The 21,269-nt window shown below is 63.9% G+C and carries 17 protein-coding genes and 1 tRNA gene; 4 read left to right on the top strand and 14 right to left on the bottom strand.

Annotated features, from left to right (window positions below; translation table 11 throughout):
- Positions 1–26 precede the first annotated feature (26 nt).
- From ACLI1C_RS08695 to ACLI1C_RS08660, 8 genes are all read right to left on the bottom strand, one after another.
- The gene (locus ACLI1C_RS08695) at positions 27–1,178 is read right to left on the bottom strand and encodes a Gfo/Idh/MocA family protein (protein ID WP_411396470.1); all 1,152 of its coding nucleotides are present in this window, start codon (positions 1,176–1,178) and stop codon (positions 27–29) included.
- 126 nt (positions 1,179–1,304) lie between these two features.
- Positions 1,305–2,360 carry a sugar phosphate isomerase/epimerase family protein gene (locus ACLI1C_RS08690; RefSeq protein WP_411396469.1) on the bottom strand — a complete coding sequence of 352 codons (1,056 nt, stop codon included), beginning with the start codon at positions 2,358–2,360 and terminating at the stop codon, positions 1,305–1,307.
- Positions 2,361–2,501: 141 nt separating this feature from the next.
- A complete protein-coding gene (locus tag ACLI1C_RS08685) occupies positions 2,502–3,641 on the bottom strand; it encodes a Gfo/Idh/MocA family protein (RefSeq protein ID WP_411396468.1) in 1,140 nt (379 codons plus the stop codon).
- A gap of 1 nt (position 3,642) precedes the next feature.
- Complete coding sequence (locus ACLI1C_RS08680; RefSeq protein WP_411396467.1) at positions 3,643–4,392, bottom strand: sugar phosphate isomerase/epimerase family protein; 750 nt, start codon at positions 4,390–4,392, stop codon at positions 3,643–3,645.
- Positions 4,393–4,569: 177 nt separating this feature from the next.
- Positions 4,570–5,655 (bottom strand): ABC transporter ATP-binding protein, encoded by a 1,086-nt coding sequence (locus tag ACLI1C_RS08675; protein WP_411396466.1) that lies wholly within the window; start codon positions 5,653–5,655, stop codon positions 4,570–4,572.
- Positions 5,656–5,659: 4 nt separating this feature from the next.
- Positions 5,660–6,586, bottom strand: coding sequence for a carbohydrate ABC transporter permease (locus tag ACLI1C_RS08670; protein WP_411396465.1), 927 nt, complete (start codon positions 6,584–6,586; stop codon positions 5,660–5,662).
- Entirely contained in the window at positions 6,583–7,545 is a 963-nt protein-coding gene (locus ACLI1C_RS08665) for a carbohydrate ABC transporter permease (protein ID WP_411396464.1), read from the bottom strand. The genes ACLI1C_RS08670 and ACLI1C_RS08665 overlap by 4 nt, the downstream gene beginning before the upstream one ends.
- Positions 7,546–7,662: 117 nt before the next feature.
- Positions 7,663–8,901, bottom strand: coding sequence for an ABC transporter substrate-binding protein (locus tag ACLI1C_RS08660; protein ID WP_411396463.1), 1,239 nt, complete (start codon positions 8,899–8,901; stop codon positions 7,663–7,665).
- A 228-nt stretch (positions 8,902–9,129) separates the two neighbouring features.
- On the opposite strand from ACLI1C_RS08660, the gene ACLI1C_RS08655 reads away from it, so the two are divergent.
- The 3 genes from ACLI1C_RS08655 (at position 9,130) to ACLI1C_RS08645 (ending at position 11,552) form a co-directional block, all read left to right on the top strand.
- Complete coding sequence (locus ACLI1C_RS08655; protein ID WP_411396462.1) at positions 9,130–10,203, top strand: LacI family DNA-binding transcriptional regulator; 1,074 nt, start codon at positions 9,130–9,132, stop codon at positions 10,201–10,203.
- Positions 10,204–10,259: 56 nt separating this feature from the next.
- Positions 10,260–10,336, top strand: a tRNA-Arg gene (locus ACLI1C_RS08650).
- A 163-nt stretch (positions 10,337–10,499) separates the two neighbouring features.
- The gene (locus ACLI1C_RS08645) at positions 10,500–11,552 is read left to right on the top strand and encodes an SIR2 family protein (protein ID WP_411396461.1); all 1,053 of its coding nucleotides are present in this window, start codon (positions 10,500–10,502) and stop codon (positions 11,550–11,552) included.
- Positions 11,553–11,663: 111 nt separating this feature from the next.
- On the opposite strand, the gene ACLI1C_RS08640 is transcribed toward ACLI1C_RS08645, so the two are convergent.
- Genes ACLI1C_RS08640 through ACLI1C_RS08615 form a run of 6 tightly spaced genes read right to left on the bottom strand, consistent with a single transcriptional unit; the run spans position 11,664 to position 19,515 of the window.
- Positions 11,664–12,353, bottom strand: a complete 690-nt coding sequence (locus ACLI1C_RS08640; protein WP_411398278.1) for a response regulator — start codon at positions 12,351–12,353, stop codon at positions 11,664–11,666.
- Entirely contained in the window at positions 12,353–15,031 is a 2,679-nt protein-coding gene (locus tag ACLI1C_RS08635; protein ID WP_411396460.1) for a DUF4118 domain-containing protein, read from the bottom strand. The genes ACLI1C_RS08640 and ACLI1C_RS08635 overlap by 1 nt, the downstream gene beginning before the upstream one ends.
- Positions 15,032–15,589, bottom strand: a complete 558-nt coding sequence (gene kdpC, locus ACLI1C_RS08630; protein ID WP_411398277.1) for a potassium-transporting ATPase subunit KdpC — start codon at positions 15,587–15,589, stop codon at positions 15,032–15,034.
- Positions 15,590–15,602: 13 nt separating this feature from the next.
- Positions 15,603–17,654 (bottom strand): potassium-transporting ATPase subunit KdpB, encoded by a 2,052-nt coding sequence (gene kdpB / locus ACLI1C_RS08625; RefSeq protein ID WP_411396459.1) that lies wholly within the window; start codon positions 17,652–17,654, stop codon positions 15,603–15,605.
- A gap of 10 nt (positions 17,655–17,664) precedes the next feature.
- Entirely contained in the window at positions 17,665–19,374 is a 1,710-nt protein-coding gene (gene kdpA / locus ACLI1C_RS08620; protein ID WP_411396458.1) for a potassium-transporting ATPase subunit KdpA, read from the bottom strand.
- A gap of 27 nt (positions 19,375–19,401) precedes the next feature.
- A complete protein-coding gene (locus tag ACLI1C_RS08615; protein WP_411396457.1) occupies positions 19,402–19,515 on the bottom strand; it encodes a potassium-transporting ATPase subunit F in 114 nt (37 codons plus the stop codon).
- Positions 19,516–19,735: 220 nt separating this feature from the next.
- Between ACLI1C_RS08615 and ACLI1C_RS08610 the strand changes: the two genes are divergently transcribed.
- The gene (locus tag ACLI1C_RS08610; RefSeq protein ID WP_411396456.1) at positions 19,736–21,223 is read left to right on the top strand and encodes an alanine/glycine:cation symporter family protein; all 1,488 of its coding nucleotides are present in this window, start codon (positions 19,736–19,738) and stop codon (positions 21,221–21,223) included.
- Positions 21,224–21,269 lie beyond the last annotated feature (46 nt).

Raw genomic sequence — 21,269 nt, 5'->3', positions numbered from 1 at the left:
GCCGTGCCGGCGCCCCTGCCCTTGTGCTAGACGTCGCTGAGGCGCGTCCACTTGCCGTCGTTCTTGCTCGATTCCACCGAGGCGACGATGAACTGCATGCCTTCGACGCCGTCGGCCAGGGTGGGCAGCAGGCCCTCATAGGCCTCGCCCTCGCCGCGGATGATGGCGGCGAACTGGCTGTAAAGCGTTGCAAATGCTTCCAGATATCCTTCGGGGTGGCCCGAGGGAATGCGGACATTCATGGTCGAGGCGGCGTTGCCCGAGATGGCGCCGCCGCGGGTCAGCAGCTGCTTGGGTTTGCCGAATTCGGTGAACCACATGTAGTTGGGATTATCCTGGCGCCATTCGAGGCCCGCCTTGTCGCCATAGACGCGGAGCTGGAGGCCGTTTTCGCAGCCGACGGCAACCTGGCTGGCCCAGAGCATGCCCTTGGCGCCGCCTTCAAAGCGCAGCATGATATTGACGTTGTCGTCGAGCTGGCGGCCATCGACGAAGGCCGTCAGGTCAGCCGAAACCGCCTGTGTTTTCAAGCCGGTAACGAAGCGGGCCAGGTTATAGGCATGGGTGCCGATATCGCCGATGCAGCCGCCGGCGCCGGAGCGCGCGGGGTCGGTGCGCCAGGAGGCCTGCTTGTTGTCGTCGCTGGTGGGCTCGGTGAGCCAATCCTGGGGATATTCTGCCTGTACGACGCGAATATTGCCCAGGGCGCCCGAGGCGACCAGCTCGCGAGCCTGCCGGATCAGCGGGTAGCCGGTATAGTTGTGGGTCAGCAGAAAGCGCGCGCCATTGGCCGGTTTGATGGCAGCAAGCTTGCGCGCATCTTCCAGCGTGCTGGTGATTGGCTTGTCGCAGATGACATGGATGCCGGCCTCGAGGAAGGCCTTGGCGGGACCATAGTGCATGTGGTTGGGCGTGACGATGGAGACGGCCTGGATGCCGTCGGGCCGGGCGGCCTCGGCCTTGGCCATTTCCTCGTAGGAGGTGTAGATGCGGTCTTCGGCCAGGCCGATATTGCGGCCGGATTCTTTCGCAACCTCGGGGCGTGACGACAGGGCGCCGGCCACCAGTTCATAATCGCCATCGATGCGGGCAGCGACGCGGTGCACATAGCCGATAAAGGCTCCCGTGCCGCCGCCGACCATGCCCAGACGAATGCGCTTCGCGCCGTTTTCAGCCATTAGTGCCTCCTCAGTTCAACGTCGTCCGACGTCTACCACAAGGGTGTTCCCGCGAAAGCGGGAACCCCTGTTGTTGTCGAAAAACGGAGATTCCCGCTTTAGCGGGAAGGTCTCCGTGGGGATGGGTTAGCTCAGCCCCAGAATCTTCCGGTTGGCCGCCAAGTCCGTGCCGGCCGAGGCGAAGTCGTCGAAGGCCTTTTCGGTGACGCGGATGATGTGATTCTTGATGAACTCGGCGCCTTCGCGCGCGCCGTCCTCGGGATGCTTGATGGCGCATTCCCATTCGAGCACGGCCCAGCCGGCAAAGTCATATTGCGCCATCTTGGAGAAGATGGAGGCGAAATCGACCTGGCCGTCCCCGAGCGAGCGGAAGCGCCCTGCCCGGTTGATCCAGCTCTGGTAGCCGCCATAGACGCCCTGGCGGCCGGTTGGATTGAACTCGGCATCCTTGACGTGGAACATCTTGATCCGCTCGTGGTAGATGTCGATGTAGTCGAGATAATCGAGCTGCTGCAGCACGAAGTGGCTGGGATCGTAAAGCAGATTGGCGCGCGGGTGATTGTTCACGCGCTCGAGGAACATCTCGTAGGTCGCGCCGTCATGCAGGTCTTCGCCGGGGTGGATTTCGTAGCAGACGTCCACGCCATTCTCGTCGAAGGCATTAAGGATCGGCATCCAGCGGCGGGCCAGCTCGTCGAAGGCTTCCTCGACGAGGCCAGCGGGGCGCTGCGGGAAGGGATAGAGGAAGGGCCAGGCCAGCGCGCCCGAGAAGGTCGCGTGTTCGGTAAGGCCGAGATTTTTTGACGCCTTGGCTGCCCAGTTGAGCTGCTGCACCGCCCATTCCTGGCGCGCCTTGGGATTGCCGTGGACGGAAGCCGGGGCAAAGCCGTCCAGCATGGTGTCATAGACCGGATGCGCCGCGACAAGCTGGCCCTGGAGGTGGGTCGACAGCTCGGTAATGGCCAGACCATGCTTGGCGGCGGTGCCGGCCAGCTCGTCAGCATAGGTCTTGGAGGTCGCCGCCTTTTCCAGGTCGATCAGGCTGCCCACCCAGGTCGGGATTTGCACGCCCTTGTAGCCGTAATTGGCAGCCCAGCCGCAAATGGCGTCAAAGGAATTGAACGGCGCCGCATCGCCAGCGAATTGCGCCAGAAAGATTGCGGGCCCCTTGATGGTGCGCATGAAGTTTCTCCTCTAACGGCGCTTGGCGCCTTGGTCTTTGCCAGTTTTTGCGAAAACAGGCGGCGGGGTTGGCCGCCGCCTGTATGGGTTGGTCACAGTGTTGACTGGCAGATGATGCCTGTCAATGAGGTACGCACCTCACTATTTCAGCAGAGCCTGGGCATCGGCCGCGTTCAGGGCCAGCGGCCGCTCGCAAGTGGTCGACAGGGTCAGGACCTGACCGCTCTCGCCCGCCTTCAGCAAGCTGGTCATGACGTCGACCGCATGCAGGGCAACGTCGAGACCGCAGCGTGCCTTGTAGCCACCGTCGATGGAAGCCATCATGTCGGCGAGGCCGGCAGCGCGGTAGTTGGCGCGCGGCACGGGCTTGTCGAGGTCCTGATTGGCCTTGCCGAAGGGGTGTTCCCACGGCGTGACCTTGCTGCGCTCACCGGAGATGCTGGCCGTGACCAGATCGCCGCCGAAGAAGTTCGGATCGGGCACGAAGATCGAGCCGTCGGTGCCGTAGAGCTCGATGTTGTGGTGGCCATGCGCCGCCACGTCCCAGCTGGCGCCGATGGTGATTATGGCGCCGGAGTCGAATTCGAGCACACCGTGAATGGTGGTCGGCGTGCCGACCTTGACGAAGGTGCCCTTGTAGGGGCCTTCGGCCGTCACTTCGCGCTCAGCACGGGCCATGTTGGTAAAGGCCGAGAGGCGCTTGACCGGTCCGAGCAGGTGGATGAGGTCGGTGACGTAATAGGGGCCGAGATCGAGGATCGGGCCGGCGCCGGGCTGGAAGAAGAAATCCGGATTGGGATGCCAGTGCTCCATGCCGCGGCTCATCACGTGGGTCGTGCCGCTCATGATCTTGCCCAGCTGGCCGCTGTCGATGATGTCGCGCGCCTGCTGGTGCGCGCCGCCCAGGAAGGTATCGGGAGCCGAGCCGACCTTGAGACCGCGGTCATCGGCGGCCTTCTTGAGCGCCATGCCCTCTTCAAGGCTCAGCACGAAGGGCTTTTCCGAATAGGCGTGCTTGCCGGCCGAGACGATATCCATCGACACCGAATAGTGCGTCGAAGGGATGGTCAGGTTCACGATGACGTCGATTTCGCTGTTCTTGAGCAGCTCGTCGGGCGTCTGCGCCTTGACGCCGAATTCCTCGGCACGCTTCTGGGCGGCGGCCGGCACAATGTCAGCGATCGCCCGCACGTCGAGCCCCTTGAACAGGGGCGCGAGGCGCAGATAGGCACTGGAGATATTGCCGGCACCCATGATGCCGACGCCAAAGGTCTTGGCCATTTTAAACTCCGTAGCCCTTAAGGGTTGCCATTGAGGTGCGCGCGAAACGAATGGCGTCGCTCGGCTTGTCGTGCTCGAGAACGAAGTACTTTGCCTGCGTCTTGGCCTTCACTTCGGCAATGTAGTGCTTCCAGTCCAGCGTGCCGGTGCCCACGTCTGCCCAGCCGTCTTCATCGGCCTTCTCGCCTGCGGGGGCGATATCCTTGACATGAACGGCGGTGATGCGGCTGCCGAAGCGATCGAGCCAGACCAGCGGATCTTCATTGGCCTTGATGACCCAGGCCAGATCCATTTCCCACTGCGTATCGGGCGAAGCCGCCAGGATCAATTCCATCGGGGTCTTGCCGCTGGCATCCTTGCTGAATTCCCAATGATGGTTGTGATAGCCGAAGCCCTTGCCCGCCTTCTTGAAGGCGGCAGCGATCTTGCCCAGACCTTCGGCGAATTCCTGCCAGTTGCCGGTGCCGTTGCGATAGTCCTCGGACGGCGGCGCCGGGCAATAGACGGTCTCGATGCCGACCGTATCGGCGATCTTGAGCGCAGCGTCGGTGTCGGTGAGCTGGCTATAGCCCATATGGGCCGTCGGCATGGTCAGGCCCGCGGCCTTGAGACTCTGGGCCAATGCAGCCGGATCAGCGAACTGACCGCCCCAGCCCTCCACCTGAGCGTAACCCAGCGACTTCAGCGTCTTGAGCGTAGCGTCCAGCGAGGCTTCGTTGCGGGCGCTGTAGAGTTGATATGAGAAGTCCATCTTGGCCTCTTTTGTAACGTTAGAATGGGCTCTCCTGCCCGTCGATCGCGGGTCAGGAGCTATTGATTTTCGAGGACGCTGTCGCGCATTCCTGGCAGGCCCAATGCGTGAAAAGTAACATTGGCCAACAAACAGGTGGCGGGGCGCCCGGAGGCGCCGCCGCCAGAGTGAGGGGAATCAGAGGCGGTTGGTGGTCTCGGTGCTGAAGATCGAGCCGCGACCCGGATCGAAACCGACGACGATCTTCTGGCCGGTCTCGATGAGCACGTCGCTGTTGCAACGGAAGGTCACCGAATGGCCGGCAATCTTGGTCCAGGCGAGCGTGTCGGAGCCCATGGGTTCGACAATCTCGATCTCGACTTCCGTGTTGAACGGCATGGCCCGGGCATCATCACCCAGCAGGATGTGTTCGGGGCGAACGCCGAGCACGGCCTTGGTCGAGCCCGCTGCGGGCGTGGTGAACTGGTAGGTGCCCACCGGGATCGCGGTGCCGTCTTCGGTGGTGAAGACATTGCCGTTGAGAGTGCCCTGGAACATGTTCATCGAGGGCGAGCCGATGAAGCCGGCGACATAGAGATTGACCGGCTTGTTGTAGATGGTGTGCGGATCGGCCAGCTGCTGGATGACGCCATTCTTCATGACGGCAATGCGGTCGGCCAGGGTCAGCGCCTCGATCTGGTCGTGGGTCACGTAGATCATGGTGTTCTTGAGCCGCTGGTGCAGCCGCTTGATCTCGACGCGCAGATCGCTGCGGAGCTTGGCGTCGAGGTTGGACAGCGGCTCGTCGAACAGGAACACGTCCACGTCACGCACGAGGGCGCGGCCGATGGCGACGCGCTGGCGCTGGCCACCGGACAGTTCCACCGGCTTGCGCTGGAGGAGCGGCTCGATCTGCAGGATCTCGGCGGCGCGGTTCACGCGCTTGTCGATCTCTTCCTTCTTCATGCCGGCGACGCGCAGGCCGAAGGAGAGGTTCCGCTCCACGGTCATCTGCGGATAGAGCGCATAGGACTGGAACACCATGCCGATGCCACGGTCCTTGGGCTCTTCCCATGTGACGTTCTTGCCACCGATGAAGATCTGGCCGTCTGAGACGTCGAGCAGGCCGGCAATGCAGTTGAGCAAGGTGGACTTGCCGCAGCCGGAGGGCCCGAGCAGGACGATGAACTCACCCTGCGCGATGTCGAGATCGAGGTGCTGAAGCACCTTCACATTGCCGAAATTGAGCGACAGATCGCGAATGGATACACTGTGTTGCGTCATCTGCTTAACCCTTCACCGCACCGGCGGCGATGCCGCGGACGAACCATTTACCCGAGATGAAATAGACAGCCAGCGGCACGGCAGCGGTCAGGATGGTCGCTGCCATGTGCACGTTGTATTCGCGCACGCCGGTTGTCGTCTGGACGATATTGTTGAGCTGCACGGTCATCGGCATGTTCTCGCGGCCGGCAAAGACGGTGCCGAACAGGAAGTCGTTCCAGATGCCGGTGACCTGCAGGATGACCGCCACGATGGTGATCGGCACGGCCATGGGGACCATGATCTGGAAGAAGATCTGCCAGAACCCTGCCCCGTCGACACGGGCTGCCTTGAACAGTTCGGGCGGCAGCGCGGCGAAGAAGTTGCGGAACAGCAGCGTCAGGATCGGCATGCCGAAGATCGTGTGGATGATGATGATGCCCGGGAAGGTACCGAACAGGCCGATTTCGCGCAGGCCGATGATCAGCGGATAGATCACCACCTGGTAGGGCACGAAGGCACCGAACACGAGCAGGCCGAACAGGATATTGGCACCCTTGTACTTCCAGAAGGACAAGGCATAGCCGTTGAGCGCGGCGATGATGATCGAGACGGTCGTGCCCACCAGGGTGATCTTGACCGAGTTGAGGAAGCCGGGCTTGAGGCCGTTGCAGTCACGGCCGGTACAGGCCGTGTCCCAGGCCTTGAGCCAGGGCTCGAAGGTGATCTGCTGGGGCCACTGGAAGATGTGGCGCAGCTGGATTTCCGGCATGGACTTGAGCGAGGTCACGACCATGACCCAGAGCGGCATCAGGAAGAACAGCGCCGCCAGGATGAGGAAGACATAGACGCCGACGCGGCTGAGCGTCAGGGTGCGGGGCTTGGCGCCGCGCGGACCATCCTCGATGCGGGAGGTGCCGGCGGAGGGGGCAAGGGCTTCGGTGGTCATCATGCGTTCTCCTTGACCCGATTGGCGCGCCACTGCACGAAGACCTGCAGGCCGAGCAGGACGATGACCGGCAGCAGCATCATGGTTGCCGCAGCCATGCCCAGACCCACATTGGAGCGGTCGGTAATGTGCTGGATGACGAAGACGGCGGGCATCTGCGTGGAGATGCCGGGGCCGCCCTGCGTCATGGCGACGATCAGGTCATAGACGCGGACCACGCCAACGCATTGCAGGATGAAGGCGGTCAGCAGAGCGCCCTTCATCATCGGCAGCACGATGAACAGGTAGGTCTTCCAGGTGGGAATGCCGTCGATCTTGGCGGCCTTCCAGATTTCGCCATCGACGCCGCGCAGGCCGGCCAGCATGATGGCCATGGTGACGCCGACGCCGTTCCAGATGCCGGCGACCACGAGGCCGTAGATGGCGGTGCCGGAATTGACCAGCGGGGCGAAGGCGAAGTCTTCAAAGCCCCAGCCGCGCACGGTGGCCTGGATGCCGTAATTGGGATCGAGGATCCAGCGCCAGACTAGGCCGGTAATGACCAGCGACATGGCGAATGGATAAAGGAAAATCGAGCGGAACAGGTCTTCCTGCTTGATGCGCTGGTCCATGAACACGGCCAGCAGATAGCCGGCGGTCATGTTGGCGACGATAGAGAGCAGGCCGAAGAACCAGATATTGTTGACCGAAACCAGCCAGCGTCCCGTGGACCACAGGCGCGCATACTGGTCGGTACCCACGAAGTTATCGGCGCCGAAGGCCGGGAAGATGCGGGAATTCGTGAAGGAGAGCACGAAGGAGTAGATGATGCAGATGAAGAAGACGCCGACGGCCGTGGCGATCATCGGCATGGTGCCGACGATGGACATCAATGTCGACAAGCGGAACGGCTTCCGCCCGGAAGAACCGGCGGCCGGCCTCGCGGCGGCTCCGTCTTCCTTGGCTGTAGCAAGCTGAGCCATGACGATTTCCCTTGTGGGTCGATGTTTAAGGGCGGTCAGAACTCAGGCTCGACCAGGTTGCCCCAATAGCAAACCGGGTGGCCCCTTGCAGGGTCACCCGGCCTGTCAATGATCGTGTCAGTCAGCCGACGCGATGATGTCGACGAAGCGCTGCTGGGCTTCTTCAACGCTCAGGTCGGGGTTGGACCAGAGTTCTGCCCACAGGTCTTCGGTCTGGCCGATAGCGTCCTGGTTGAGGTAGATGCTGGCGCCCTGGATGACGCTGTCGGGGTTCTTGAGGATCTCAAGACCGGCCTTCATGCAGTCATCGGCGAGGGACATGTCAACGTCGTCACGCACCGGGAGCGAACCCTTGGCGTTGTTGAACAGGGCCTGCACCTGTGGATTGACCATCATCGAGGCCATCTTCAGCTGAGCAGCTTCCACTGCCGGGTCATCCTGCTTGGGGAACAGGAAGATGTCGCCGCCGGTATCCAGGTAGGGATTTTCGGCAGGACCAGCGATACAGGCGTAGTCGACGCCCGGCTGTTCGCCGGCAACGGCGAATTCGCCACGAGCCCAGTCACCCATGATCTGCAGGGCGGCCTGATCCTGGATAACCAGGTTGGTCGTGTCGTTCCAGGTGCGGTTGGCCGAACCTTCGTCGGTGAAGGTCTTGAGGCTCTTGAAGATCTTGATGGCGTTGGCCACTTCCGGACCGGCAGCCACTTCCAGGTTGCGATCCTTGTAGATCGCTTCATGGCCGGCTTTGCCGAGCTGGGACAGCATCACGACGCCCATGGCGCCACCGATCTGCCAGGCTTCACCACCGATGGCGAAGGGGATGATGCCCGCTTCCTGCAGCTTGGGAGCGGAGGCAATGAACTCGTCCAGGTTCTTGGGCAGCGGAACGCCGGCCTTTTCGAACGCCGGGACCGAAGCCCAGGCCCACTGCCAGGAGTGGATGTTCACCGGAACGCAATAGATCGCGCCTTCGAACTCGCAAACGTCGAGAATGGCGGCGGGGCGAATGAAATCGCGCCAGCCTTCGCTCTCGGCGAGCGGGGTCAGGTCGAGCAGCAGGCCGCCTTCGGCAAGCTCTTCGAACTGACGGCTGATGTTGAACTGAGCAGCGCCCGGAGGATCGCCACCGAGGGTACGCTGCAGCGTAGCCGAACGGGCATTTTCACCACCGGCAATGGCGGTATCCACCCACTTGTCTTCACCCAGAGCATCGAACTCACGAGCAAACACCGACACGGCGGCCTGTTCGCCACCCGACGTCCACCAATGGATAACTTCGACATCCGCTGCATTGACAGCGGTGGAGCCGAGCAAAGCAGTTGCCATAGCGGCAACCACTGCAAACTTCTTCATAGGTTGTCCTCCCAACGATCACTTGGAGCGAAATCGCCCCCGCGAGCTGCCAGCCGCAAGGCTACCTTCTTGTGAGGCATCCCGAGCTGGCTGCGTGTAATCGATTGCATTTTTCGGGTCCCGAAATCTCTGCAATCGATTGCATTAGTTTCATACACGTGTTGCGCACCTGTCAAGATCGATTTAGACAGATCATGTTTCTGACAGCGAGAGGGGGCGCTGGCAGGCATGACTTTGATGAAGAAAACGCCTACGATTCAAGACGTTGCGCGTTTTGCACACGTCTCGACCGCCACCGTCAGCCGCGCCCTTTCAAGCCCTGAAAGGGTGAGCGAGAGCACCCGTGCGCGTGTTTCGGAGGCCGTGCGCGTCACCGGCTATACACCCAACCAGTCGGCACGCTCGCTGCGGCAGCGGACGGCCCGTACGATCCTCGTCGCCCTGCCCGATATCGGCAATCCGTTCTTCTCGACGATCCTTGATTCCATCGAGCGCGAAGCGACGATGCGCGGCTATGGCGTGCTGGTGGCCAATCGCTTTTCGGGCGCGGATTCGGGGCGGCGCATGCGCGACTATTTCATGTCCAACCGGGTGGATGGGCTACTGCTGTTCGATGGCTCGCTGGACCTGTCGCAGCTGATGATGCTGACCGGCGAGCCGGCGCCGCTGCCGCTGATCGTCGCCTGCGAGGAAATCCCGACGGCGCCGTTCCACACGGTCAAGACCGACAACAGCTATGCGGCCGAGCGGGCGACGCGGCACCTGATCGAGCTGGGGCACCGGCGCATCGGCCATATTCGCGGACCGGTCGGCAATGTGCTGACGCTGGAGCGCGAGGCGGGCTTTGCCAAGGCCATGGCGGCGGCGGGGCTCGAAATCCGGGCCGACTGGATGTTTGCCGGGGGATTCGACATGGATGCCGGGCATGCGGCGGGCCAGAATTTCATGCGGCTGACCGACCGGCCCACGGCGGTGTTCGCCGCCAATGACGAAGGCGCCATCGGCTTTCTCTCGGCCGTGCGCCAGCAGGGGCTCGATTGCCCGCGCGACGTCTCGATCGTGGGCTTCGACGACCTGGCCATCTCCTCCCATGTCTGGCCGCCGCTCACCACGATGCGGCAGCCGCGCGAGGCCCTGGGCCGCATCGCCGCCGGGGCGCTGATCGACGTGATCGAAGGCCAGCGGCGCAGCCGCGTGCCGATGCATATGGTGCTCAGCTCGGAACTGATCATCCGCGGCAGCACGGCCTGCCCCCCTGCCCTCGGCCGCACGACTTCATCGCCGGTGGTCGCGGCGGAATAGCCCGAACAAGGGCATTCACTTTGCGCGAAAATGCGTTAAATGGGGCCATCTGCGCGGGTCCCGTAGCTCAGCTGGATAGAGCAGCAGCCTTCTAAGCTGTTGGTCGCAGGTTCGAGTCCTGCCGGGATCGCCAGATTCTCCAGAATTTAGTCGCTTCGATCATAATAGCATTGGCCCCCTCTAGTGGACTACCAGTGCATAAGCTTTGTCGGTCGCCTTGTCCTATCCCAATCCTTGGGCGAATGCTTCGCTACGCGGGCGCGCACAGCTAATGGCGGCGCTTTGAAAGGCAGGAGATGTTCAAAGACTCTACTGTATTCATTGTGGGCGCTGGCGCCTCTTATGAGTTTGATATGCCGCTGGGGGCGCACCTCGCCAAGACCATATCCAGCAACTTGGAATGGCTCTCGCGAGATGTCGAGATTTATGGTCGCCTCAGAGACAAGCAGACCAACAGCCTGATCCAACACTATGCGCAGACCCTTCCTAGGGAGCAGCAGGACGAGGTTTACCAAGCGGCGCGTCTGATACATGAAGGCATCGACCATGCGATGTCGATCGACGCCTTCATCGACATGCACGCGGACAAACCGCTAGTGGGCGCCGTAGGCAAGCTTCAAATCGCTTTGGAAATATTGCGGGCCGAGAATAATTCGAAGCTCGCCCTCCCGAGGAGTTCCCTTGGTGGGTTCGATTGGGAAATGACGAAGGACTCGTGGCTTCGCGTCTTTTCAGAGATTCTATTGGAGAAATCCAAGTCGTCGGCAATTGACTCTATCGCTGAGGACCTAACGATTATCTGCTTCAACTATGACAGATGCATCGAACACTACCTGACATACGCTGTACAACGAACCTTCGGCATAGACTGGCAAGAGGCCTACGATCACGTATCGAAAATACGGATAATTCACCCCTATGGCGACTTGGGGCCATTGAAGTCAGGTGCGACCAGTCGCAACAGCTTTGGCTCTCTTGAGGGCGTAGATTTTTGGATGGCTTCACAGCGCCTGAGCACGTTCACGGAAGAAGTCAGGGATCAGGACAGCTTGAAAGAAATCCGCTCGGCTATCGCGTCTGCCCACCAGTTGGTCTTCCTTGGTTTCTCGTTCCAGCCGCAGAACATGGCTCTCCTGCGGCCCGACAGCGACAAACGTGAAAGAAAGCGACGTCCTGCTGTCTATGCTTCGGCGATGGGTTTTCACGACGTCGCAAAGGCCGAGATCGTGCGGAGAATCCGAGATGTCCTGCGCTACGAGGCGCATCATCTACTTGATATAGAGGTCATGATAGACACCACTGCGTACGACTTGATGCGCTTCAACCGATTGAATCTGGCTCGAAGCTAGCTGCTCGATGAGTGCGCCAGACTAGCCTAAACCATGACGGGTGTAGTGAACTTTAGGTCGTTTTTTGGGGCGAGGTCACGGGCCGCGACACCACACACATTCACCCTCACCTTACTCTCGGGGTTCCAGCCGATAGCCAATGCCTGGTTCGTTCTCGATCAGGCCCCGGCCGCCCGGGGCGGGCTCGATCTTGGCGCGCAGCTGGCCGACGAGGACGCGCAGGTACTGGACGTCTTCGGCATGGGCCGGGCCCCAGACCTGGGTCAGGATCTGCCGGTGGGTGAGGACGCGGCCGGCATTGCGGGCCAATAGCAGGAGAAGATCGTATTCCTTGGGCGTCAGGTGGAGCGGCTGGCCGGCAAGGGTGACGCGATGGGCGGCATCGTCGATGGCGAGGGCGCCGAAGGCGAAGCCGTCGGGCGGGGGCTGCGTGTCCTGCCGGTGCCGCAGCGCGGTGCGGATGCGGGCCAGCAGTTCGCCGATGCCGAAGGGTTTTTCGACATAGTCGTCGGCGCCGAGGTCGAGGGCCTCGATCTTCTCGCTTTCGCGGTCGCGCGCCGACAGGACGATGATGGGCACGGCGGAAAAGGCGCGGACCGAGGCGATGACATCCTTGCCATCGCCATCGGGCAGGCCCAGATCGAGCACCACGACGTCCGGCGCCTGCGCGGCGATGGCGCGCCGGGCCTCGGCGACCGTTCCGGCCTGCAGCACGTCATAGCCGACGGCCATCAAGGCGGGCTTGAGGAAGCGCTGGATCTGCGGCTCGTCATCGACGACGAGGATGCGGGGCTGGGTGATCATGGCGCCTCGGCCACCGGCAGGCGGATGACGAAGCGGGTGCCGCGCTTGCGCATCGCGGGGCTCTCGGCCTTGATGGTGCCGCCCATGGCCGTGACGAAGCCGCGCGCGATGGAGAGGCCCAGGCCGGTGCCGGCGGGGCGGCCATCGCCCTTGGCCCGGCGATGGAATTTTTCAAAGATCAGTTCCAGCTCGTCCTCCGGAATGCCGCGGCCCTGGTCGGTCACGCTGATCACCGCCATGTTGGCCTCACGCCGTATATAGATGCTCACCGGCTTGTCGGTCCCGGCATATTTGCGGGCATTGTCGAGCAGATTGAACAGGACCTGTTCGAGCAGGGCGGGATCGGCAAGGGCCGGCGGCATGGCTTCCGCCGCGCTGATTTCCAGCGTGAGCCGGTCGTCGATCCGCTGCATGCGGTCGGCAAGGCCGGCGACCAGGGCGCGCAGGTCGACGGGTTCGCGGCGGGGCTTGAGCAGGCCCGATTCGATCCGCGTCATGTCGAAGAGATTGCCGACGAACCGCGCGAGGCGCCCGGTTTCCTCCTCGATGGAGGCCAGGAGATCCATGCGGGATTCGGCGCTCATCCGGTCGCCGAGCTGGCGCAGGCTGGTGACGGCGCCGGTGATCGAGGCGAGCGGCGTGCGCAGGTCATGCGAGAGCGAGGACAGCAGCGCCGATTGGAGCTTTTCGCCTTCCCGGGCCACGGCGGCCTGGGCGTTTTCGCGCACGAGGCGGGCGCGATCTATGGCGATGGCCGCCTGCTCCAGCACGGCGGAAACCTGGCGGTCCTCATCGGGCGAGAGCGGGCCATGGGCGGCGTCGAGCCGGATGCCGGCAATGCCGGCCATGCGCTGGTCGGACCGGATGGGGATGAAGAGATAGGGCACGTTGGGGAGCGTGCCCGTCATGCAGCCGGCCGGCTCCTTCTTGTCGAAGGCCCAGCGCGCCGCGGTCATGGCGATGTCGTCCAGCGCCTGGTCGGGCGGCCAGGCAACACGAAGTTCGAGCCCGCCGGTTTCCCCGGCAGCCAGGGCCACGGCGGGCAGGCCCAGCATGGCGTGGAGCTGCGCGGTGGTTGCCGTCAGGGCGCCATCGACGCCATAGGCGGCCGAGAGCTTGCGGGAAAAATCGTAGAGCGCCTGCGTGCTGCGGACCGCCTGGCGGGCACGTTCGATCTGCTCGCGCAGCCGCGCCGCCAGCGTGCCCGTCACCGCGGCGACGGCCATGAAGATGGCCAAGGCCAGCACCTCGTGCGGCCTGGCGATGGTGAAGGTGTGGACCGGCTCGATGAAGAAGAAGTTGTAGGCGAGGAAGGACAGGCCCGCCGCCAGCATGGCGGAGAAGCGGCCGGCCAGGATGGCCGAGAGCAGGACTGCCAGCATGTAGAGGATCGACAGGTTCTGCAGGGCCAGCAGCTGCGAAATGCCGAGGCCGAGCACGGTGATGGCGCCGACCGTGGCGATGGGCAGGCCGACGGCCGCGGCCCATTGCGGCAGGCTGCGCTTGCGCGGCCGCAGCCGCAGGCCCGCGGGGCCGGAAGCATCGGACAGCAGGTGGACGCCGACGCCGGGCGCCGCATCGACCAGCGCATCGGCCAGCGAGCGGCGGAACAGGCGAACGAGGCCGCCGGCCCGGGGCCGTCCGACCACGATCTGGGTGATATTGTCCCGCCGCACGACGCGGAGGATTTCGGCGACAAAGTCATCGGCCACGAGGCGCCGCACCTCGGCGCCCAGCTGCTCGGCCAGCACAAGCGTCGTCTCGAGGCGGGCGGACCGGTCGGCATCCAGGATCGGATCGGCGCTGCGCATCAGGGCCAGCACGATCCAGCGGGCATTGAGGCCAAGGGCCATGCGGCTGGCGGAGCGCACGACCTTTTCGGACAGGGCATCGGGGCCGACACAGACCAGCAGGCGCTCGCCAGTGACCCAGGGGCCTTCGACAGCCTGCTGCCGCCAGATGTCGCTCATCTGGTCGTCGACCCGGTTGGCGGTGCGCCGCAGCGCCAGCTCGCGCAGGGCCGTCAGGGTCTCGGGGCGGAAGAATTTCTCGGCCGCCCTGGTGGCATTTTCGGGCAGGTAGACCTTGCCCTCCTTGAGGCGCTGGATGAGCTCGGTGGGCGGCAGATCGACCAGCACCACCTCGTCGGCGAGCTGCAGCACGACATCGGGCACGGTTTCGCGCACCGGCACGCCGGCAATGCGGGCGACGAGGTCGGCCTGGCTCTCGAGGTGCTGCACATTGAGGGCGGTCCACACATCGATGCCCGCATCGATCAGTTCGGCGACATCCTGGTAGCGCTTGGGGTGGCGGGCGGCAGGATCGTTGGTATGGGCGAGTTCATCGACGATGATGATGGCCGGGCGGCGCGCAAGGGCGGCGTCGAGGTCGAATTCGTCATAGGTCCTGCCCGAATGCTCGCCCTTGCGGCGGGGCAGGATTTCGAGCCCTTCGAGGAGCTCGGCGGTCTCGCTGCGGCCATGGGTTTCGGCCAGGCCGACGACGATACCGGTGCCGCCGAGCCGGCGCGCCCGTGCGCGCGCCAGCATGGCATAGGTCTTGCCGACTCCGGGCGCCGCGCCCAGGAAGATCGTCAGCTTGCCGCGACCCTCGCCCGCGGCAAGCTTGAGCAGCGCCGCGGGGTCCGGGCGGGCCGTTTCCCTTGCCTCGTCCATTTAGCTGTTGTCGTCTCCCAAGGCGTCCAGCGCAAGATTGAGTTTGAGCACATTGACCATGGGCTCGCCGAAAATGCCGAGCAGGGGATGCTCGGTGTTTTGCTCGACCAGTGCGGCGAGGCCGGCAGCATCGAGACTCCGCGCGGCGGCGACGCGGGCGACCTGCGCCGCGGCATAGGCCGGGGAGATATGCGGGTCCAGCCCGGAGGCAGAGGCGGTGACGGCGTCGGCGGGCGCCTCGCCCGGGGCAAACGCCTGGGCGCGGGCAGCGACGTCGCTGGCGAGCGTGGCGGAGGTTGCGCCCAGATTGGTGCCGCCGGAGCCGGCCGCGTCATAGCCGACGGCCGAAGGACGGGGGTGGAAATAACCCGCCCCGGCGAAGACCTGCCCGATCAGGGCGGAGCCGACGACCTGGCCATCCTGCTCGACCAGGCTGCCATTGGCCTGGCTGGGAAAAGCCGCCTGGGCGATGCCGGTGATGGCCAGGGGATAGGCCAGCCCGGTCAGGGTAGCCAGCAGCAGGAGCAGGACCAGGGCCGGACGAAGTTGTGCGATCAGCATGGCAGGTCTCCTAGATGAGGTTGAGGGCGCTGAGGGCAAGGTCGACGAGCTTGATGCCGACAAAGGGGGCGACAAGGCCACCCAGCCCATAGACCAGGAGGTTGCGGCGCAGCAGCGCGGCTGCGCCCACCGGCCGGTATTTGACGCCCTTGAGCGCGAGCGGGATCAAGACGACGATGATCAGGGCGTTGAAGATGACGGCGGAGAGGATTGCCGATTCCGGCGAGGCCAGCCCCATGACGTTGAGCGCGCCGAGCTCGGGATAGGTCGCCATGAACAGCGCCGGGATGATGGCGAAATATTTGGCGACGTCATTGGCGATCGAGAAGGTGGTGAGCGAGCCGCGCGTCATCAGGATCTGCTTGCCGATCTCGACGATCTCGATGAGCTTGGTGGGGCTGGAATCGAGGTCGACCATGTTGCCGGCTTCGCGCGCGGCCTGGGTGCCGGACTGCATGGCGACGCCGACATCGGCCTGGGCGAGCGCGGGAGCATCATTGGTGCCATCGCCGCACATGGCGATGAGGCGGCCGCCCTCCTGCTCGCGGCGGATGAACTCGAGCTTCTGCTCGGGCGTGGCTTCGGCGAGGAAATCGTCCACGCCGGCTTCCGACGCGATGGCGGCGGCGGTTACCGGATTGTCGCCCGTCACCATCACGGTCCGGATGCCCATGGAGCGCAGGGCGGCGAAGCGCTCCTTGATGCCGGGCTTGACCACATCCTTGAGGTGGATGACGCCGAGCAGCCTCTTGCCATCGGCTACGCCCAGCGGCGTGCCCCCAGTGCGCGCGACGAGGTCGACTGCCGCGTTGAATTCGGCCGGAGCCTGGCTGCGGTCGAGACCGACAAACCTGAGCACGGCATCCACGGCGCCCTTGCGGATTTCGCGACCATCGATGTCGATGCCGGAAATGCGCGTCTGGGCGGAAAAGGGGATTGGCCGTCCCTGCCCCGAGGCCGGTTCCGCCAGCCCGTACTCGGCCTTGGCGAGCGCCACGATGGAGCGGCCTTCGGCGGTCTCGTCAGCGAGGCTGGCCAGCAGCACGGCCTGGGCGAGGTCGGCGTCGTCGATGCCCTCGACCGGCAGGAATTCGCTCGCCATGCGATTGCCGAAGGTGATGGTGCCGGTCTTGTCGAGCAGCAGCGTATCGACATCGCCGGCGGCCTCGACGGCGCGGCCGGACGTGGCGATCACGTTGAAGCGGATGAGGCGGTCCATGCCGGCAATGCCGATGGCCGAGAGCAGCCCGCCAATGGTGGTGGGGATCAGCGTCACCAGCAGCGCAGCCAGCACTGCGATGGAAAGCTCGGTGCCCGAATAGAGCGCCAGGCCATAGAGGGTGACGACGGCGATCAGGAAGACCAGGGTCAGGCCCGAGAGCAGAATCGAGAGGGCGATCTCGTTCGGCGTCTTCTGCCGCTTGGCGCCCTCGATGAGGCCGATCATGCGGTCGACAAAGCTCTCGCCGGGCCTGGTGGTGATGCGGATCCTGAGCCAGTCGGAGATGATCTGCGTGCCCCCGGTCACCGCCGAGCGATCGCCGCCGCTTTCGCGGATCACCGGCGCGGACTCGCCGGTAATGGCACTTTCATTGACGGAGGCAACGCCGGCCACCACTTCGCCATCGCCGGGAATGATGTCGCCGGCCTCGACCAGGACGATGTCGCCGACCTTGAGCGCGGTCGCCGGGATCACTTCGGAGGCGGTGTCCCCCTCGTCACCCGGAAACAGGAGCCTTTTGGCGAACAGGTCCGCCTTGCCGCGCTTGAGGCTTTCCGCGTGCGCCTTGCCGCGCCCCTCGGCGACGGCTTCGGCGAAATTGGCGAAGAGCACGGTGAACCAGAGCCAGGCCGCGATCTGCCCCGAAAAGGCGGGCGCGCCGATGCCGGTCAGCAGTTCCTGCAGCCAGAGCGCGCTGACCACCACCGCCACCACCTCGGTGACGAAGATGACGGGATTGCGCACCAATTGCCTTGGGTCGAGCTTGATGAGCGCGTCGCGCAAGGCCGGCAAGAGGATAGCCGGGTCGAAGACCGAAGGCGTTGCAGCTTTCGTTGACATGTGAGGTCTCCTAGAACGTCTGGCCGGCGAGCATGAGGATGTGCTCCAGGATCGGCCCGAGGGCGAGCGCGGGGAAGAATTGCAGGCCGCCGAGGATGAGGATGATGCCGATGAGCAGGCCGACAAACAGCGGCCCATCGGTGGGGAACGTGCCCGCGGATGCCGGCACCTTCTGCTTGCGCGCGAGCGACCCGGCTATGGCCAGGACCGGCACGATATAGGCGAAGCGACCGGCCAGCATGGCGAGCCCCAGCGTGGTATTGTACCAGGGCGAGTTGGCGGCGAGGCCAGCAAAGGCCGAGCCATTGTTTCCGGCAGCCGAGGAATAGGCGTAGAGAATCTCCGTCAGCCCATGGGGGCCACTATTCGCCGGGCCGGCCAGGCCCTGGGGCAGAACGGCGGCCAGGGCGGAAAAGCCGAGAATGGCGAGAGGCAGGACGAGGACGGCCAGCATGGCCAGCTTCATCTCGCGCGCCTCGATCTTCTTGCCCAGGAACTCGGGCGTGCGCCCCACCATCAGGCCGGCAACAAAGACCGTCAGGATGGCAAAGACCACCATGCCATAGAGCCCGGAGCCGACGCCGCCCGGCAGGACTTCGCCGAGCTGGATCAGAAATAGCGGTACGAGTCCGCCAAGCGGGGTCAGCGAGGAATGCATGGCATTGACGCCGCCATTGGAGAGCCCGGTGGTCACGGCCGCGTAAAGCGCAGTCATAGCCTGGCCGAAGCGGACTTCCTTGCCCTCCATATTGCCCAGGGCCGGATCGAGGCCCGCGGCAAGATGGATCGGATTGCCCGCCGTCTCGGCCCAGTAGATCGCGCCGATGCCGACGACCAGCAGGACGGCCATGGCCGAAAGCAATGCCCAGGCCTGCCGGCGGCTGCCGACAATCTGGCCGAAGGCGTAGACCATGGCCGCAGAGATCGACAGCATCGAGAAGATGCCGAGATAGTTCGAGAAGGCGTTGGGATTCTCAAAGGGATGGGCGGCGTTGACGTTCATGAAGCCACCGCCATTGGTGCCGAGCTGCTTGATCGCCTCCTGGCTGGCCATCGGCCCCATGGCGATGGTCTGGCTGGCGCCTTCCAGGCTCGTGACGTCGACCGATCCGGCAAGGGTCTGCGGCAGGCCGAGCGCCACGAAGACGACCGCGACCACAACTGCCATGGGCAGCAGCACGTAGAGGGTGGCGCGGGTCAGATCGATCCAGAAATTGCCGATCCGGTCGACACCCGACCGGGCAAGAGCCCGTGACACGGCCACGGCAATGGCGATGCCACTCGCGGCCGAGACGAAATTCTGCACCGTCAGTCCCAGCATCTGGCTGAGATGGCTCATTGTCGTCTCGCCGCCATAGGACTGCCAGTTGGTATTGGTCACGAAACTGACGGCGGTGTTGAAGGCGAGGTCGGGCGACAGCCCGGCAAAGCCCTGCGGATTGAAGGGCAGCACGGCCTGCAGGCGCAGGATGGCGTAGAGCAGCAGCGCGCCCAAGAAGCTGAATAGGAGGACACCGGTAGTGTAGCCCAGCCAGGTCTGTTCCGATTGCGCGTTCACGCCGGCAAGGCGGTAGAAGCCCCGCTCCACCGGGCCAAATAGCGGGGTCAGAAAGGTGCGCTTGCCGTCGAATACCTGGGCCATATAGAGCCCCAGCGGCTTGATCGCTGCGGCGACGAGCCCGAGCACCAGGCCAATCTGCAGCCAGCCTTGCCACGTCATGATTGCTCTCCTTGGAGAATTTTGGGGTCAGAAACGCTCGGGCGAGATCAGGGTCGCCAGCAGATAGCCAGCGAGGCCGAGCACGATGAGGATGATGATCACCAACATGGCGCCCTCACAGGCGCGACAGGCCGCGCGCATAGGCAAACAGGCCCAGGAACGCGATGGCGATGACGGAGAGGATGATCAGATCGGACATGGTTGCCTCCATGGCTTTGGAGGTCATTGAATGGCCCTGATGGCCATAAGGATTCCATCCGGAAGGTCCGGGCCGGCCATAAGAAAACAATAAAGTCGCCCGGCTGGTTGAGCATGGCGGGCCTATCGCCTAGCGTAGTCGTTCAGCGGAGGGCTTGAGAACTTGGACCTGGTCAGACAGCTATTCAGCCTCATTGAGGATTTCACCTGGGGCTGGTCGCTCATCCCCATCCTGGTCATCTTCGGCGCTTTCATCACCGTCATGAGCGGGTTCGTGCAGCTGGAATATTTCGGGCGGATGTTCCGGGTCCTCTCCTCCAAGAACCAGAGCAGCGATCCCAATTCCATCAGTGCGCGAGAGGCCCTTCTCGTCTCAGTCGGCGGACGGGTCGGCGGCGGGAATATCGCGGGCGTCGCCGTTGCGATTACCCTGGGGGGCCCAGGCGCAGTGTTCTGGATGTGGGCCGTGGCGCTGATCGGCATGGCCACAAGCCTGGTCGAGGCTTCACTGGCGCAACTCTACAAAAGGTCCAACGGGGACGGCACCTACCGGGGTGGTCCGGCGGCCTATATCATTCACGGCCTGGGCGCCCAGTATCGCTGGCTGGCGGTGGTCTATGCCGTTTGCCTGCTGGCCGCCTTTGGGTTCGGGTTCAATGCATTCCAGGGCAATACCTTTGCCGGGGCCGCCAATGACAGCCTCGGGATCGATCGCGTATGGAGCGGCATATTCCTGGCGGTCCTGACGGGCTTCATCGTCTATGGCGGCATTCGCCGTATCGCAAAGGCAGCCGATGTCGTGATCCCGGTCATGGCCTTCGTCTATATCGGCATGGCCCTGCTGGTGATCGCCCTCAACATCACGGCCCTGCCCGGCGTGCTCTGGTCAATCGTTGCCAATGCTTTCGGCCTCGAGGAGGTCGTCGGTGGCGGCGTGGGCGCTGCGCTGGCCCAGGGCCTGCGGCGAGGGTTGTTTTCAAACGAGGCCGGCCTCGGCTCCGCCCCCAATATTGCCGCCACCGCCGAGGTGAGGCATCCGATCAGCCAGGGGATAACCCAGTCGTTTTCGGTCTTCATCGACACGATCATCGTCTGTTCGTGCACGGCCTTCATCATCCTGCTGAGCCCGGTCTACGTGCCCGGCGCCGAAGGCGTCGATGGTGTCGTGCTAACCCAGCAGTCCCTGGTCAGCCAACTTGGCGGGTGGTCTCAGTATTTCCTGACGCTTGCCATACTGCTCTTTGCCTTCAGCTCTATCATCTACAACTATTACCTGGGCGAGACCGCGCTCAAGGTGATGACCGAAAGCAATGCGGCGCTTCACGTGTTGAGACTCTGCATTGTCGGCGTCGTTTTCCTGGGGGCCTCGGCGCCGGGAGCCACGGCTGTGTTCTTCTTCTCCGATCCGGTCATGGGCATTCTCGCCCTGGTCAACCTGATGGCGATCATGATGCTGTTTCCCATCGCGCTGCGCGTGCTGAACGATTTCCGCTCGCAGCTGAAGCGCGGCATAGCGCGCCCGGTGTTCGACCCTGAGCAGTTCGGTGATCTCGACATCGATGCCACTGCCTGGCCCTATGCCACGAGTGCCGAGCACAGGGGGACGCTTGCTGTTGATGGGTCCCTGGCGGCAGTTTCCCGACAGGTCTAGCTCGATCGCGGAGCGCGACGGGCAGGCCCGATCCGCCCTGCCCCCG

This window comes from Devosia sp. XGJD_8, assembly GCF_046614475.1.
Lineage (GTDB): Bacteria > Pseudomonadota > Alphaproteobacteria > Rhizobiales > Devosiaceae > Devosia.
Note: the sequence above shows the minus strand (reverse complement) of the source record. Positions and strands in the feature narration are given on the sequence as shown.

Excerpts from the sequence above, each read along its gene's own strand:
- kdpA (WP_411396458.1), bottom strand. The coding sequence starts at position 19,374 with ATGACGTGGCAAGGCTGGCTGCAGATTGGCCTGGTGCTCGGGCTCGTC.
- kdpB (WP_411396459.1), bottom strand. The coding sequence starts at position 17,654 with ATGTCAACGAAAGCTGCAACGCCTTCGGTCTTCGACCCGGCTATCCTC.
- ACLI1C_RS08645 (WP_411396461.1), top strand. The coding sequence starts at position 10,500 with ATGTTCAAAGACTCTACTGTATTCATTGTGGGCGCTGGCGCCTCTTAT.
- ACLI1C_RS08690 (WP_411396469.1), bottom strand. The coding sequence starts at position 2,360 with ATGCGCACCATCAAGGGGCCCGCAATCTTTCTGGCGCAATTCGCTGGC.
- ACLI1C_RS08665 (WP_411396464.1), bottom strand. The coding sequence starts at position 7,545 with ATGGCTCAGCTTGCTACAGCCAAGGAAGACGGAGCCGCCGCGAGGCCG.
- ACLI1C_RS08655 (WP_411396462.1), top strand. The coding sequence starts at position 9,130 with ATGACTTTGATGAAGAAAACGCCTACGATTCAAGACGTTGCGCGTTTT.
- ACLI1C_RS08675 (WP_411396466.1), bottom strand. The coding sequence starts at position 5,655 with ATGACGCAACACAGTGTATCCATTCGCGATCTGTCGCTCAATTTCGGC.
- ACLI1C_RS08660 (WP_411396463.1), bottom strand. The coding sequence starts at position 8,901 with ATGAAGAAGTTTGCAGTGGTTGCCGCTATGGCAACTGCTTTGCTCGGC.
- ACLI1C_RS08695 (WP_411396470.1), bottom strand. The coding sequence starts at position 1,178 with ATGGCTGAAAACGGCGCGAAGCGCATTCGTCTGGGCATGGTCGGCGGC.
- ACLI1C_RS08635 (WP_411396460.1), bottom strand. The coding sequence starts at position 15,031 with ATGGACGAGGCAAGGGAAACGGCCCGCCCGGACCCCGCGGCGCTGCTC.
- ACLI1C_RS08615 (WP_411396457.1), bottom strand. The coding sequence starts at position 19,515 with ATGCGCGCGGCCTGTCGCGCCTGTGAGGGCGCCATGTTGGTGATCATC.
- ACLI1C_RS08685 (WP_411396468.1), bottom strand. The coding sequence starts at position 3,641 with ATGGCCAAGACCTTTGGCGTCGGCATCATGGGTGCCGGCAATATCTCC.
- ACLI1C_RS08670 (WP_411396465.1), bottom strand. The coding sequence starts at position 6,586 with ATGATGACCACCGAAGCCCTTGCCCCCTCCGCCGGCACCTCCCGCATC.
- ACLI1C_RS08680 (WP_411396467.1), bottom strand. The coding sequence starts at position 4,392 with ATGGACTTCTCATATCAACTCTACAGCGCCCGCAACGAAGCCTCGCTG.